Source organism: Cohaesibacter intestini (genome assembly GCF_003324485.1).
Taxonomy (GTDB): Bacteria; Pseudomonadota; Alphaproteobacteria; order Rhizobiales; family Cohaesibacteraceae; genus Cohaesibacter; species Cohaesibacter intestini.
This window is the reverse complement of sequence record NZ_QODK01000003.1, coordinates 687597-701474: the sequence shown is the minus strand read 5'-3', so window position 1 is coordinate 701474 and position 13878 is coordinate 687597. Positions and strand designations below refer to the sequence as shown.

The window sequence follows — 13878 nt, the reverse complement described above, 5'->3', positions numbered from 1 at the left end:
GGTTGCCATATACAGATGTACATCTGGACAAGGGCAACAGTTGGGACCAGACTTTTATGAGGGAACAGAACCCAAAACAGCCGTTTTCAGGGAGTTAGACCGATATGCGCATCATTCTGGCAGATGATCATCCGCTTTATCGGTCTGGCATGACGCTGTTGCTGGAAGACCTGTTTCCCGGTTCCAAGGTGGAAGAAGCAGGCGATGGGGTCAGTCTTAATCGCCTGATTGCAAAATCACCCTCCCCGGATCTGATCTTGTCCGACCTGCTTTTTCCTGGCTTTGACTATATGCGCGACTTGAAGCGCTTGCGGCAGAGTTTCGCCCTTTGCCCGATCATTGCAGTCTCGATGCTCAACGACCCGGTCGAGATCGAACAGATCATGGGCCTTGGGGTCAATGGTTTCATCTCCAAGTCCGTATCCTCACAGGAAGTGATGCGGGCGATCCGCAACATCATGCAAGGACAGATCGAGGTGTGCATCAGCGATGCAACCCTGTCGCAGGATATGGGACAGCAGCATCATGTGCCGCTTGGCGACTTAACGCCCCGCCAGATTGAAATCCTGAAATTGCTGCGCCATGGCCTGTCGAATAAGGAGATAGCCCGTGAGCTGGATCTCTCTCCCTTCACCGTGCGCAGTCATGTCTCGGCCCTGATGAAAAATCTCGGGGTTTCCAACAGAGCTGCGGCATCCGCCATGGCGGCCAGCTATGGCCTGTCATGACAGGATCTGCTCTCCGGCGTGGCTGGAGAGGAATCGGTCGAGCATGGCTGAGCGCAGTTGCACCGGCTGGACCGGCTTCTGAATAAGCAACAACCCCTTGTCCTTCACGCGCTGTTGCACATATTCCGAGGAATCGCCCGAAATGATCAGCGCTCGCAAGTCAGCACCAAAGCGACTGCGGGCGGCTTCCACCACCTCGATGCCGGTAAAGTCATCCTCAAAAGCATAATCGCTGACAATCAGGTCGAACGGTCCCTGAATCGTGGCAAACTCGGCGAGATTGGCAGCAGCCGAAACACGGCACCCCCATTTTGCCAGCAGTTCCTCGGTTGCCTTGAGGGTTTCCCGGTCATCATCGACCAAGAGAATGCGCTTTTGATGAAATCGTGCACCCATTTTGGCACTGGCTTGTTCGCGTTTTTTGCTATGTGGCTTCAGGGCTTCGGCCCGGAAATTGAGAATTTTGATGCAGGTGCCATCCGGGCTGGTTTGCAAATCGAGGGACAAATCCTGCAAATCAGCCAGTCGACGGACAATCGCAAGCCCCAAGCCCAGCCCTTTTTGCTGATTGTCGGTACTGTTCATGGTTGCATTCACCCTTCCCGCGCGCCGGGATATCTGGGTGAACTCCTCGAAAATCACCGCTTGATGTTCCTTTGCGATTCCCGGACCGTCATCTATGACGGCAATTGAGAGGCGATCACCTTCCTCCCCATGATATTGCTCGACATGGATCCGCACGGATCCTCCCTCGGCATGACGGATGGCATTGGAGAGCAGGTTCTGCACCATCCGTCTGACTAGGATAGCGTCACCCATGACGCCCACCTTCGGGCACTCGAGCATTAAAGTAACATGGGCAATCTCGGCCAATGGCTCATAGTCGTCGAGCACATGATTGAGCATGTCCTCGAGGTCGAACAGGCGCGGGCGAACCTGCACCTTGCCACTGTCAAGCAGGCTGACATCGAGGAGCGAGTTGAACAATTTCGACAGGGTTTGCAGACTGCTGCGAATACGCTCGAGCGTTGTACGACTGCGTTCATCCATCTTGTCGAGCGGTAAGGTTTCTATATAGAGGCCAATGGCATGGATGGGCTGACGCAAGTCATGACTGGCAGCAGCCAGCAGTCGTGTCTTTTCCCGGTTCGCGTGGTCGGCTTCCGCCGCTGCATCCCGGTAGCGCTGCGCGAGGTCGAGATTGTCGGTGCTGATGTCAATATATTGCGACACGGATTCCATCACATCCGAGCCGAAGCGCAGCAACATCAGCATGAAAATAACGACCAGCCCGCCGAGCAGAATGAAATCATCCCCCAGTAGCATGATGCGCAGGGCCAGAAGCCCCAGAAAGGGAATGACATAAAGTATGAAGGAGCGCGGAAAGATGGCGAGCGAACGCACGGCTGCGGCCGTCGCACCTGCTGCAATCGACATCTGGATGGCGAAATGGGCCGCATTGTCAGGATTGAGACTGATAAAACTCATCACCCCCCAACTGGTGCCAACCATTAGCGACAAGACGTCCATCAGCTTGATCCAGAGATAGGGATTGCGCTTGGATCGCTCCTTGCGCAGATAGACTTGCCGCCAGACTTCCATCAGAACAGGATAGCCGATCAGTTCAAGGAAGGCCCAGACATAGAGAAACCAAACCGGAACGGCGGGATTCTGACTGGCAATATAAAGCAGAACCGCAGCCGAGGCGATGTGGCCAATATAGATGGAATTTGGGGTTTTAAGGAAAGCGTCGACATATTGATGAACGCGATCAGGAGGCAAGGGCGCCGAAAAGGTTTGCGAAAGAGCCATGGCCACGTTCCCGTCTGGTTGGTGTTCTTCCCGTTTCTTCGCGCTTTCGAATATATTAAAGCATGAAGTATCTGATCATGTCCAATATAGAAGGTAACGTCTCATTTGGGAACAAAAGCCTTTTGATTTCGGACGCGGTGCCGAACCGCTTGCGTGAATTTGCACTGTTGCGTAGGCTTCTTCCTCAAAGCCTTGCCGCATCCTGTTATCGGGAGCATTGATCGGAGTGTCCCATGTCCACCTATGAAGCCGTCATCGAAGCCATAGATCAGGCCAATGCAGCAGATCCTCGTCTGGAGCTGGCCCAAGGGGGGGCTCCAATCCCGAAGGAACTGCTCTATGGCATCCGCATGAGCCTGATGTGCGAGGCCTTTGCGCCCGAAGCGGACGAACTCACACGGATTGCTGCACGCGGGCAGCATATTGAACGCTGGATCATCCCACGCGATGACTATCCGCGGGACCGGCCCGGATACCACCAGTGGCGCAATGCCCTCAAGCGCCACCACGCGCAAAAGGTCAGCAGTATCATGGCGGCACAAGGTTATGATGAAGATGCCCAGAGCGTCGTGTCTGATATGCTGCTGAAAAAGAACCTGAAACGCGACCCGCGTGCCCAGTTGGTCGAGGATGTCGCTTGTCTGGTCTTTTTGCAGCATTATGCCCTCGACTTTGCCGCAGATCATGAGACAAGCAAGGTGATCAGCATCCTGGCCAAGGTGTTACCGAAAATGAGTGACGCAGGTCAGGCCCATATCGCCAATCTCGAATTGTCGGATGCCCTGATGGGAGCTGTTGAAGCGGCACGCGAATCTCTCTCAGCCAAAGAGGCTTGAGCTCAGGCGGTTCAAGAATGGTCTTTTACCCGCATTCCAACTTATGCAGACAAAAGGAAAAGACGGACCAACAGTCTGAGAAAATTTCGAAAAATTCTTCGCCATACGGTAAAATACTGAATTGAGAATTATGTTAGACTGTCGTCACGGGCCAACCGGGTGAGATGGGTTTTCTGACCACCTGATCCGACTGTCGGTTTGGCACGTACCAATTGCAGGTGTTTTTGAGCACCAGTAAAGTTTCGTTTTTCCTGTTCTTCGCTTTGCTATTGCAGATGCGTTGGCAGTCAGACCCAAGACAGACTTTGGACCGTTCGCCATGCACAGTTACAGACATGCCTCGGAACAGGCCGTATTGATCGTTGCCCATGGCGAACGTGGCGGGCGCTGCGATAATGCACGTCTGTTGGAGCTGGCTGACGAAGTGCGGAACAATCTTGGCGACGTCCAGATCGAAGCTGGCGTGTTGCGTGGGTCTCCCAGCATTGCCGAGGCCTGGAGCAGGCTAACCGCTCCCAACCGTTTGATTTATCCATTCTTCATGGCCGATGGCTTCTTTTGCAATCGGATTCTGCCAAAGAAAATTGCCGAAGCCACCGGGTCGGATCCGCGAGACGTGAACGCTCCGACGCAGCTGTTACAGCCCTTTGGCGTATCGAATTGGCTGGCGGACGCAGTCACTGGCGCTTTGGTGCGCGATATGAATCGCATGAAGCTAACCGGCACACGGCCGCATTTGCTGATCGCTGCGCATGGAGCGTCGGTTGACCGGCAGTCGAGCAAACGGGCAAACGAACTGGCGGACCAGCTTCGCACGACCGACTATTTCCGCGATGTCTCCTGTGCGTTTCTCGACGAAGCGCCACATCTGAACTGCGTCATCGGCACGATGCTGCCCAACACACTGGTCCTGCCGCTATTTAACGGGCTGGGGTCGCACTCAGTCGACGATATGGCCGCACTCGCCTCTGTCGCGCCACCGCAGACCCACTTTCTGACCCCAGTCGGGGGGCAGGACTGGGTGGGTGACTTGATGACTGCGGACATTGAGGCTGCATTGGCCGCCGGGCACCTCTCGATCGCTGCAGAGTGATCCTGTGGGATCACCTCCGGCACCCGTGAGTTATCCGGGGACGCTAGGCCAGCCCCTGTTGTTTGCGGCTCAAAACGTCGGTATTGCTGGACCATTAGTCTGGGTAAGTCACAAAGAGACTGGATTTTCTCATACGACAAAAGTATGATACGACCGTTCTGAATGCCGACCGACGGCGCGTCCGACAAGAGATGCAAGCTCAAACCAGCTGGAGACATTCATGGCGCTACAGGAACAGATGACCCTCAGCTCGCTTGAAGTCTGGCTGATGGCGACGCGACCCAAAACCATTATTTTGTCAGTTGCCCCGGTGCTACTGGCGGGCTTGTTGGTGCTTGACGGCACCGCTCCAGTCCATTGGCTGATGCTGCCTGCAATCTTGATTTCCGCCGCCTCCATCCAGATTGCCACCAATCTGTGGAACGATGCCACAGACGCCAGCTCTGGTCTGGACAAAGCCAGTGAACGATTGGGGCCACCGCGCGTGACAAGCCTTGGGCTGATGGATGTGACCACGGTGCGCAAGGCGGCGGTTGGATTTTTGCTGCTTGCGGCACTCAGTGGACTTTATCTGGTCTATTTTGGTGGTCTTCCCATTCTGGCCATCGGCGCGATCGGGATTGTCTGCGCCTTTGGTTATTCCTCCGGCCCCTACCCGATTTCCGGCTCGCCATTGGGTGAGGTCTTTGTCATTCTGTTCTTCGGCATCATGTCGGTGATGGGCAGTGTCTTTTTGCTGACTGGAGAATGGACATCAACCAGTTTCTGGTCGGGTGTCTATATCGGACTGCCGGCTGCATCCGTTCTGACCGTCAACAATCACCGCGACCGGGTTGGCGACAAGGAAGGTGGCCGCAGAACGCTGGCCATCCAGTTGGGGCCCCGCAAGACCAAGCGCCTCTATACCGCAATGATGCTGATCTCCTGCATTGGCATGATCCATGTTTTCAATCTGATTCATCATGGGACCGTCAGTCTGGTGAGCCTTGTGGTGACTGCCATTCTGGCCGCCTATGCGCTTACCATGCCGATCCGCAAACTGTTTCTGGCTGAAACGCCTGCCGATCTCAATCAATGTCTGGTCGCAACATCACAATTTCAGCTGGTCTGGGTCGTTGCCTTCAGTGCCATAATGCTGCTTGCGTAAACCTGCGAACAGAACCACGCAAAAAGCCCGGCAATTGCCGGGCTTTTGTCGTTCCAAGAGCAATATCAGAGGCTGAGTTCAGTTTTTGGAATGATCCATCTTGCCGTGATCATGCTTCTCCATGTCGCCCTGTTGCATGTCGTCATGCTTCATGTCGGCCTTATCCATTGTGGAATGATCCATCTCGGAATGGTCCATCTTAGAATGGTCCATATTCGGAGCCGTTTTGGCCCCGATCGAAGCAATTGAGACGTCAACCGTGACCTTGCCCGCCTTCTCGAAGGTCAGTTCCAGCGGAAAAGTCTCGCCCTTTTTCAGCGGCCCATTGAGTCCCATGAACATGACATGAAAACCGCCCGGTTGCAGGGCGACTTCGCCATTGGCGGGCACATCAATCGCCTCGACCTGACGCATCTTCATCACATTGCCTTCATGGATGTGGGTATGCAGTTCGGTGGTCGCACTCACATCGGCACGGGCTGCGACCAATCGATCTGCTTCGCCCTTATTGGTGATCATCAGAAATCCACCGCCAGCTTTTGCCTTGCCTGCAGTCGCGCGGGCGAAGGGATCAGAAACGGTGATCGAGCCGACGGACCAGTCCGCAGCCTGCGCAGACGCGGCGGTCAGGATGAGGGTTGCGGCAAGGAGAAGTTGTTTCATGCTGGTTCCTTATTATCACGGTATCACGATGGCATATGATCGAAAGCCCGACCACGGGTCAAGATATCATGCCCTATAAATATGCAATTCATGTTCAAATTTAAACACTCCTTTCTATCGTTAGGCTCCAGATCACATCCATCAAGGTGCAAATGCTGAATGAAGACACCAGATTGCCTCGTTGTTTCACCGGAATTCGGGCTTTCTCCCCCACTTTTGCATAGCTGCTAATGCTTGTATTTCTGCGCAGAAATGTGGCAAATAGGTGTAAGACTTACGATGTATGTGAAAAATCGTATGCCGCATGACTATCGTCAAAGATGGGTGCTGACCAAAATGGCTATGGTCGGTGCAGGCAATAAATCAGAGTGCTGGTCGACGCGGGCATAGGACTGGCATCAGGAAGGTTACAACGTGAACACACCTCTCATTCCTCTGGGTTTGGCACTGATCATGATTACGGTTGGACTGTCGGTTCGACTGCAAGATTTTAAAGCTCTGTTTCAGCAATTGCGGGCTGTCGGTGCGGGTATTGTGGCACAAATCCTGTTTCTGCCTCTGATTGCCTTCGGTGTAGCGTTGATCACCAAACTTGACACAGTCTATGCCATCGGCTTGATCATTCTGGCAGCAGCCCCCGGCGGCATCACCTCGAACCTTCTCACCGTGCTGGCGCGCGGCAAGACCGCTCTGTCGATTTCGCTGACGATCATCACCAACCTTCTTGCCTTCATTACCATCCCAACGGCCCTCTCTGCCGCCTTCCTTCTGTTCCGCGAAACGGGTTTGGCTGGCTCCGAGTCCAATCTCTATGCCCTGCCATTTGGTGAAACCGCGTTAAAGGTTCTGGCCATTTCTGCCCTGCCGTTGGCAATCGGCATGACCTTGCGACATTTCCTGCCAAGCTTGATCAAGCGAATTGAAAGCCCGGCGAAATTTGTGGCCTCGGCGATTTTCGCTGCCATCGTCTTCACCTCCTTCTACAGCGAGTGGAGCAGCATCACAGCCCATTGGAGCACCGTTGGCCCCGCCGTGATCCTGTTGAACGGTTTGGCCATCGCGTCTGCCTTGATCATCAGCCAGATCTTCAAGCTGGAAACTCGTCAGTCGCTGACCATCGCCATTGAGTGCGGCTTGCAGAATGTGGCCTTGGCTTTGGTGATTGCCAATTTCCTCGGCGACGGACGCTTCATGGTGCCGTCCTCGATCTATGCGCTGGTTATGAATGTCTCCGTGCTGATCCTGATCGCCGTTGGCAACCGGCTGTCATCGAACGCGGTCGAAACCAAGCATAACAGCTAAGCGCGCTTCAATCCGTCGATCAAAGGGCCCGTTATGGGCCCTTTTTTGTCCCCCTTCAGAAGGAGGGCGGCGTGCAGGCACTGATGCAAATACAGGGCTCGGCCCCCTTGTTGCGAAAGCGGTGTGGCAACGCACTATCGAAGTACCAGGCATCCCCGGCTCGCAAGACCTGACGCGCCTCGCCGACGGTCACCTCAAGGCTGCCTGATATCACGATACCGCATTCCTCGCCTTGATGACTGAGAAAGACCCTGCCGGTGTCAGCGCCCGGCATCAGCGTTTCATGCAGCATTTGAATGGCCTTCTGTGGGCGATCTGCCCCAACGAGCCGGAACGAGGTCTTGCCACGCCCGATCTCGACCAACTCGCTGGCCTTGTAGAAATGCCGACCACCATCGCTCAACTCAAGGGTGAAGAATTGGCCCATATCCATCTCAAGTCCATCGAGGATGCGCTTGAGTGCCCCGACAGATGGATTGGCATCTCCGCTCTCTATTTGCGAAATGGTGGCGTTGGCAACTCCTGCCCGCTTGGCCAGGGCCCGCTGGGAGAGGCCATGCGCCAATCGCACCTGACGCAGTCGCTGACCGATATCTGTTCGGATGTCGTGAGCGGCCTCATCACGACCTGATTGCAGTGCCTCTGTCATGCTCGCCTCGTCGCTCGAAATGTTCATTTGTTCAATATACTAAACATCTCAATTTCTAGCCACGCAATTTCAGCCTCTTATGGCAATCAAGATAAAGACTTGTTCGTTATCAGCAAAATTCGCACAATCGGGAAAAACACAAATCACCCTTGACGAGGCGAACATGAACGAGATGTCTTCCAAGCCCAATGACCTGTCCAGTTTCTGGATGCCCTATACCGCCAACCGGGCCTTCAAAAAGGATCCCCGTATGGTCGTGTCTGCCAACGGGATGCATTACAAGAGCGCCGATGGCCGTGAAATTCTCGATGGCACAGCAGGACTGTGGTGCGTCAATGCGGGCCACAATGCCCCCCGGATCACCGAAGCGGTCCAGAAGCAAGTTGCCGAGCTTGACTATGCCCCGAACTTCCAGTTCGGCCATCCCAAGGTGTTCGAGTTTGCCACGCGCGTATCGGCCCTGTTTCCTGAAGGCATGGACCATGTCTTTTTCACAAATTCCGGCTCGGAATCGGTCGATACGGCCCTGAAGATTGCCTTGCATTATCACCGTATGCGGGGCGACGCGGCCCGTACCCGACTGATTGGCCGCGAACGGGGCTATCATGGCACCGGGTTTGGTGGCATTTCGGTGGGTGGCATCGTCAAGAACCGCATGCATTTCGGCTCGCTTCTGACAGGGGTGGATCATCTGCCCCACACCCATGATCTGGCGCGCAATGCCTTCTCACGCGGTTGCCCTGAGCATGGGGTGGAACGAGCTGACGCGCTGATCGACATCGCGGCCTTGCACGATCCTTCGACCATTGCAGCGGTGATCGTCGAGCCGATGGCTGGATCAACCGGCGTGCTGTTGCCGCCGAAGGGATATTTGAAGCGCTTGCGGGAATTGTGTGACCGCTATGGCATCCTGTTGATCTTTGATGAGGTGATCACCGCCTATGGGCGTCTGGGATCGGCCAGTGCTGCGGATTATTTCGACGTGAAGCCGGACATCATCACCACCGCAAAAGGCCTGACCAATGCAGTGGTGCCTGCGGGGGCCGTGATTGTTGCCAACAAGATCTATGAGTCTGCCATGGAACATGCCGATGCGGCGATTGAGCTGTTCCATGGTTATACCTATTCGGGTCATCCGCTGGCGGCGGCGGCCGGTATTGCGACGCTTGATACCTATGCTGAGGAAGGGCTGTTTGAGCGGGCTGCCTCGCTTTCTTCCTATTGGGAAGATGCGATCCATAGCCTTAAAGGCACACGTCATGTGATCGATTTGCGCAACCTTGGTCTTGTCGGCGCCATCGAGTTGGAATCACGTCCGAATGCACCAACCGCACGGGCCAGCGAGGCAATGGTCAAGGCCTGGGAAAAAGGGGCCATGATCCGGGTAACCGGCGACATCATCGCCTTGTCGCCACCACTGATCATCAAGAAAGAGCAGATTGACGAACTGATGGATATCATTCGCTCGGTTTTGGAATCGATTGACTGATCATTTTATTGGCAGGAACAGCAAAACAAAAAGCCGGATGACCTCTCATCCGGCTTTTCGTCGTGGGGACATTTTGGCTTATTCTTCGCTGAGCCAACGGAAAGAGCGCTCGTCCTCGGTGAAGAGATGACGCTTGGAATCGTCTGCCGTCAGACGAACTTTTTCGCCGCGGGAAAAGTCATGATTGCCGGGAATTTTGGCAATCAGAGGCTCGGCTCCCTGTTGCGGCGGCTCAAGATAGAGCAACGTGACTTCACCCAGTTTCTCGACGATCCGCACTTCGCAATCATACAGGGCTTCCTCGCCTTCCTCTGCCAGACGGAGATCTTCCGGGCGAACGCCAAATTTGGCTTTCTTGCCTTTGAACTCGGCCGCACTTGGCACCTGAACGGTGAAGCCTGCTTCGTCTGTCTTGAAGGAAACTTTGGTCTGGTCGCCGGTCTCGGTGACAACGCAGTCATAGACATTCATGGCAGGCGAGCCGATGAAGCGGGCGACAAAGACGTTGCGTGGATTCTGATACAGCTCCATCGGTGCGCCACATTGCTCGATGATGCCACGGGTCGACAGGACGACAATCCGGTCGGCCAATGTCATGGCTTCGACCTGATCGTGGGTCACATAGATCATGGTCGCATCCGGCATGCTCTCATTGAGCTGGGCAATCTCGATGCGGGTCGCCACACGCAGGGCGGCATCAAGGTTGGACAGAGGCTCGTCAAACAGGAAGACTTTCGGGTTGCGCACGATCGAGCGACCAATGGCAACGCGCTGGCGTTGACCACCGGACAAAGCTTTTGGCAAACGCTCCAGATATGGGGTCAATTGCAGAATTTCTGCAGCCTTGGTGACCCGCTCCTGGATTTCTTCCTTGCTCGCCTTGGCGATGCGCATGCCAAACGCCATATTGTCGAACACGGTCATATGCGGATACAGCGCATAGGTCTGGAAAACCATCGCGATACCACGCTTGGACGGAGGCACCTCGTTGACGACCTGACCGTCAATCTCCAGCGATCCGCCAGTAATGCTCTCCAGCCCGGCAATCATTCGAAGCAGAGTGGATTTGCCACATCCCGAAGGTCCGACAAAGACGACAAATTCGCCTTTCTCGATTTCGAGATTGATATTCTTGAGAACCTTGGTCGAGCCGTAGGCCTTCTCAATATTGGTGAGCTTCAGGCTTGCCATCCTGTCCTCCCGTCGATTGTGTCCGTCGCAGGTTGGCCTTGAGCAGGCCGTCAGGCGACATTGGAAATGGGTTTAACCCAGCCGCCCGGCTTGTCAGGCGGGCGGCGGGCAGAAAGGTCACTTGAGCGCGCCGAAGAAAGCGCCGTAGGCAGGCAGTCGCAGCTTGCCCTCTTTGATCTGAGCGCCGAAATCACAGCCTTCAAGTGGTTCAATGTTGAGGCTGTCGAAGGCGACCTCCTGCATCTCTCCCACCAGATTGAAGGCACAAAAGACACGGTCCTCACCCAATTCACGCATGAAGGTAAGCACATTGCCTTCAGTATTGACAAACAACAAATCCCCTTTGATCAGGGCAACATGCTGTTTGCGGAAGGCTAGCATCTGGCGGTAGTGATGCAATAGCGAACCATTGCGGGCTTCCATTTGAGCGACCGATTTCGGCTTGTGGCTATCGGCCACGGGCAGCCACGGAGTGCCTTCGGAGAAGCCTGCCTGTGGCTTGGTTTCATCCCAAACCATCGGCGTTCGGCACCCGTCACGGCCCTTGAATTTTGGCCAGAAGCGGATGCCATACGGATCCTGTAAATCTTCAAAAGCAACGTCGGCTTCTTCCAATCCAAGCTCTTCGCCCTGATAGAGGCAGACGGACCCGCGCATGGAAAGAAGCAAGGCAATGCGCATGTGATTGGCTGCATCCTGCAAATCCGGATTGACCGGCCAGCGCGTTGCATAGCGGACCACATCATGGTTGGAGAAGGCCCAGCAAGGCCAACTGTCAGGGGCAGCTTCGTGCAAATCGCTGAAAACGTCATGGACGAACTTCGGATCCGGTACGCGAGGGCCCAGAAAGTCAAAGCCGTAGCACATATGCACCTTGTCACCGCCTGAGGTGTAGTCCGCGACAATCTCAAGCCCCCGCTCTTCGTCACCCACCTCGCCGACAGCGGTCGCTGCTGGATATTCATCCAGAACAGCGCGGAACTTCTTCAGGAATTCAAGATTTTCCGGCTGGCTCTTGTCATAGAGATGCGACTGGAAGGCATAGGGATTGACGTCAGTGGTGGTGTTGAAGCTGCGCTTCTCTGGCGGCAAAGCCGGATTGTCTTTCAGGCTCTGACTGTGGACATAGAAGTTGATGGTATCCAACCGGAAGCCATCGACACCGCGCTCAAGCCAGAAGCGGGTCACATCCAGAAGGGCCTGCTGAACATCCATATTGTGGAAGTTGAGGTCCGGCTGGCTGGTCAGGAAGTTGTGCAGGTAATATTTCTGCCGACCTGTGTCCCATTCCCACGCAGAGCCGCCAAAAATCGACAACCAGTTGTTGGGCGGGGTGCCGTCCGGTTTGGCATCGGCCCAGACATACCAGTCAGCCTTGTCATTGTCGGCGCTGGAGCGAGATTCCTTGAACCATGGATGCAGGTCGGACGTGTGGGAGAGGACGAGGTCGATCATAACCTTGATGCCCAACTCGTGCGCCTTGGCGATCAGGGCATCGAACTCGGCCAATGTGCCAAACATCGGATCGACATCGCAATAGTTCGAGACGTCATACCCGAAGTCATTCATCGGCGAGGTGAAGAACGGCGAGATCCAGATGGCGTCGACACCAAGAGAAGCCACATATGGCAGGCGCTGGGTGATGCCATTGAGATCACCGATGCCGTCGCCATTGCTATCCTGATAGGACCGCGGATAGATCTGATAGATCACCGCTCCACGCCACCAATCCTTGTCAATGCTGGTATTCTGCATGTTTGTTCCGATATGTCTGTGTTGTTCTTGTTATGCAAAACAGGGTTGAATGTTCCTAGCCACCCTTCACTGAGCCGGCGAGCAGACCGCGCACCAGATAACGCTGGAGCGAGAAAAAGACGCCAAGGGGCACAATGATGGTGATGAAGGCGGAAGCCGTCAGGATTTCCCAGTTGCCACCGCGCGAGCCAAGCATTTCTCTCAAGCGCCCGGTCAACACCAATTGATCCTCACCATTGCCCAGGAAAACCATGGCAACCAACAGATCGTTCCAGACCCAAAGGAACTGGAAAATGGCAAACGAGGCCAAAGCAGGGAAAGAGAGCGGCAGGATGATCTTGATGAAGATATCAAAATGACTGGCGCCATCGACGCGCGCAGACTCGATGATCTCCTTTGGCAACTCGGAGATATAGTTGCGCAATAGATAGATCGCCAACGGCAAACCAAAGCCCGTATGGGCCAACCAGATGCCCAGATAGGTCTTGGCAGGCACCCCCATAAAGGCACCGATCTTGTTGTAGAGTTGGAGGAGCGGGATCAGCGACATTTGCAGCGGCACGACCAGCAGGCCAACCACCACAGCAACCAGAATGGCACGGCCCGGAAACTGCATCCAAGCCAACGCATAGGCGGCAAAGGCGGCGATCAGGATCGGGATGATGGTGGAAGGAATGGTCACTGTCAGCGAGTTGATGAAGCTGCGGCCAATGCCTTCAGCGGTCAGCACTTCACGGTAATTGTCGAGGGTAAAGATCGGTGGACTGGCAACGGTATGAAAGAGCCGTTTGCCGCGACTGCCTTTCCATTTGGTTGCAGAGGTCAATTCATAGGAGCCATCTGCCTCAACCTTGAGGGTTTGACCCTTGCGCATTTCCGCAACGGCCCCCGGCTCATAGGCTGTCGGTTCCTGAGCACGCCAGCCAAATGCCGTGATCTTTCCGGCTTTTTCGGTTTCCTCAAGAATGTTGCCGCGGATGACGAAGACACCGTCTTTTTCAATCTGACTGTCCGGCCCAAGGCTGCGGCCGATCAGATTCTGCTCTGAGGAAAACAGGGCTGTCCACCAGCCGGAGACGGCCAGCTGATCCTTGTCGCGGATCGAGGAGACAAACAGGCCGATGGTCGGCATGGTCCAGAGCAGGACCAAAAGCACAACGGACAGGTGCACAACCCACATCAAGGGCGATTTTGTTTTGGATCCCGAGATCAT

The 13878-nt window shown here is 55.0% G+C and carries 12 protein-coding genes; 6 read left to right on the top strand and 6 right to left on the bottom strand.

Going from position 1 to position 13878, the window contains the following annotated elements; all coding sequences use genetic code 11:
- The first annotated feature begins 104 nt into the window (after positions 1-104).
- Positions 105-728: a response regulator transcription factor gene (locus tag DSD30_RS13820; protein ID WP_114010238.1), complete on the top strand. Its 624-nt coding sequence runs from the start codon at positions 105-107 to the stop codon at positions 726-728.
- Here the strand turns inward: DSD30_RS13820 and DSD30_RS13815 are convergent.
- On the bottom strand, positions 723-2540 hold the full coding sequence (locus DSD30_RS13815) for an ATP-binding response regulator (protein ID WP_114010237.1): 1818 nt from the start codon (positions 2538-2540) through the stop codon (positions 723-725). The genes DSD30_RS13820 and DSD30_RS13815 overlap by 6 nt on opposite strands.
- 233 nt (positions 2541-2773) lie before the next feature.
- Between DSD30_RS13815 and DSD30_RS13810 the strand changes: the two genes are divergently transcribed.
- The 3 genes from DSD30_RS13810 (at position 2774) to menA (ending at position 5616) form a co-directional block, all read left to right on the top strand.
- Positions 2774-3376 carry a DUF4202 domain-containing protein gene (locus tag DSD30_RS13810; RefSeq protein WP_114010236.1) on the top strand — a complete coding sequence of 201 codons (603 nt, stop codon included), beginning with the start codon at positions 2774-2776 and terminating at the stop codon, positions 3374-3376.
- A gap of 319 nt (positions 3377-3695) precedes the next feature.
- The gene (locus tag DSD30_RS13805) at positions 3696-4469 is read left to right on the top strand and encodes a CbiX/SirB N-terminal domain-containing protein (protein WP_114010235.1); all 774 of its coding nucleotides are present in this window, start codon (positions 3696-3698) and stop codon (positions 4467-4469) included.
- A 220-nt stretch (positions 4470-4689) separates the two neighbouring features.
- Positions 4690-5616: a 1,4-dihydroxy-2-naphthoate octaprenyltransferase gene (menA, locus tag DSD30_RS13800; RefSeq protein ID WP_114010234.1), complete on the top strand. Its 927-nt coding sequence runs from the start codon at positions 4690-4692 to the stop codon at positions 5614-5616.
- A 78-nt stretch (positions 5617-5694) separates the two neighbouring features.
- Here the strand turns inward: menA and DSD30_RS13795 are convergent, their stop codons facing one another.
- Positions 5695-6279, bottom strand: coding sequence for a copper chaperone PCu(A)C (locus tag DSD30_RS13795; protein WP_114010233.1), 585 nt, complete (start codon positions 6277-6279; stop codon positions 5695-5697).
- A gap of 414 nt (positions 6280-6693) precedes the next feature.
- Between DSD30_RS13795 and DSD30_RS13790 the strand changes: the two genes are divergently transcribed.
- A complete protein-coding gene (locus tag DSD30_RS13790; protein ID WP_114010232.1) occupies positions 6694-7581 on the top strand; it encodes a bile acid:sodium symporter family protein in 888 nt (295 codons plus the stop codon).
- A 55-nt stretch (positions 7582-7636) separates the two neighbouring features.
- Here DSD30_RS13790 and DSD30_RS13785 read toward each other — a convergent pair whose 3' ends face one another.
- Positions 7637-8185, bottom strand: coding sequence for a cupin domain-containing protein (locus DSD30_RS13785; RefSeq protein ID WP_114010466.1), 549 nt, complete (start codon positions 8183-8185; stop codon positions 7637-7639).
- Positions 8186-8393: 208 nt separating this feature from the next.
- On the opposite strand from DSD30_RS13785, the gene aptA reads away from it, so the two are divergent.
- Positions 8394-9719: an omega-aminotransferase AptA gene (aptA, locus tag DSD30_RS13780; RefSeq protein ID WP_114010231.1), complete on the top strand. Its 1326-nt coding sequence runs from the start codon at positions 8394-8396 to the stop codon at positions 9717-9719.
- A 78-nt stretch (positions 9720-9797) separates the two neighbouring features.
- Here the strand turns inward: aptA and DSD30_RS13775 are convergent, their stop codons facing one another.
- From DSD30_RS13775 to DSD30_RS13765, 3 genes are all read right to left on the bottom strand, one after another.
- Complete coding sequence (locus DSD30_RS13775) at positions 9798-10910, bottom strand: ABC transporter ATP-binding protein (protein ID WP_114010230.1); 1113 nt, start codon at positions 10908-10910, stop codon at positions 9798-9800.
- Between the two features lie 117 nt (positions 10911-11027).
- The gene (bglA, locus tag DSD30_RS13770; RefSeq protein ID WP_114010229.1) at positions 11028-12665 is read right to left on the bottom strand and encodes a beta-galactosidase BglA; all 1638 of its coding nucleotides are present in this window, start codon (positions 12663-12665) and stop codon (positions 11028-11030) included.
- Positions 12666-12720: 55 nt separating this feature from the next.
- The gene (locus tag DSD30_RS13765; RefSeq protein WP_114010228.1) at positions 12721-13878 is read right to left on the bottom strand and encodes a carbohydrate ABC transporter permease; all 1158 of its coding nucleotides are present in this window, start codon (positions 13876-13878) and stop codon (positions 12721-12723) included.

Excerpts from the sequence above, each read along its gene's own strand:
- DSD30_RS13820 (WP_114010238.1), top strand. The coding sequence starts at position 105 with ATGCGCATCATTCTGGCAGATGATCATCCGCTTTATCGGTCTGGCATG.
- DSD30_RS13815 (WP_114010237.1), bottom strand. The coding sequence starts at position 2,540 with ATGGCTCTTTCGCAAACCTTTTCGGCGCCCTTGCCTCCTGATCGCGTT.
- DSD30_RS13810 (WP_114010236.1), top strand. The coding sequence starts at position 2,774 with ATGTCCACCTATGAAGCCGTCATCGAAGCCATAGATCAGGCCAATGCA.
- DSD30_RS13805 (WP_114010235.1), top strand. The coding sequence starts at position 3,696 with ATGCACAGTTACAGACATGCCTCGGAACAGGCCGTATTGATCGTTGCC.
- menA (WP_114010234.1), top strand. The coding sequence starts at position 4,690 with ATGGCGCTACAGGAACAGATGACCCTCAGCTCGCTTGAAGTCTGGCTG.
- DSD30_RS13795 (WP_114010233.1), bottom strand. The coding sequence starts at position 6,279 with ATGAAACAACTTCTCCTTGCCGCAACCCTCATCCTGACCGCCGCGTCT.
- aptA (WP_114010231.1), top strand. The coding sequence starts at position 8,394 with ATGAACGAGATGTCTTCCAAGCCCAATGACCTGTCCAGTTTCTGGATG.
- DSD30_RS13775 (WP_114010230.1), bottom strand. The coding sequence starts at position 10,910 with ATGGCAAGCCTGAAGCTCACCAATATTGAGAAGGCCTACGGCTCGACC.
- bglA (WP_114010229.1), bottom strand. The coding sequence starts at position 12,665 with ATGCAGAATACCAGCATTGACAAGGATTGGTGGCGTGGAGCGGTGATC.
- DSD30_RS13765 (WP_114010228.1), bottom strand. The coding sequence starts at position 13,878 with ATGATCTCGGGATCCAAAACAAAATCGCCCTTGATGTGGGTTGTGCAC.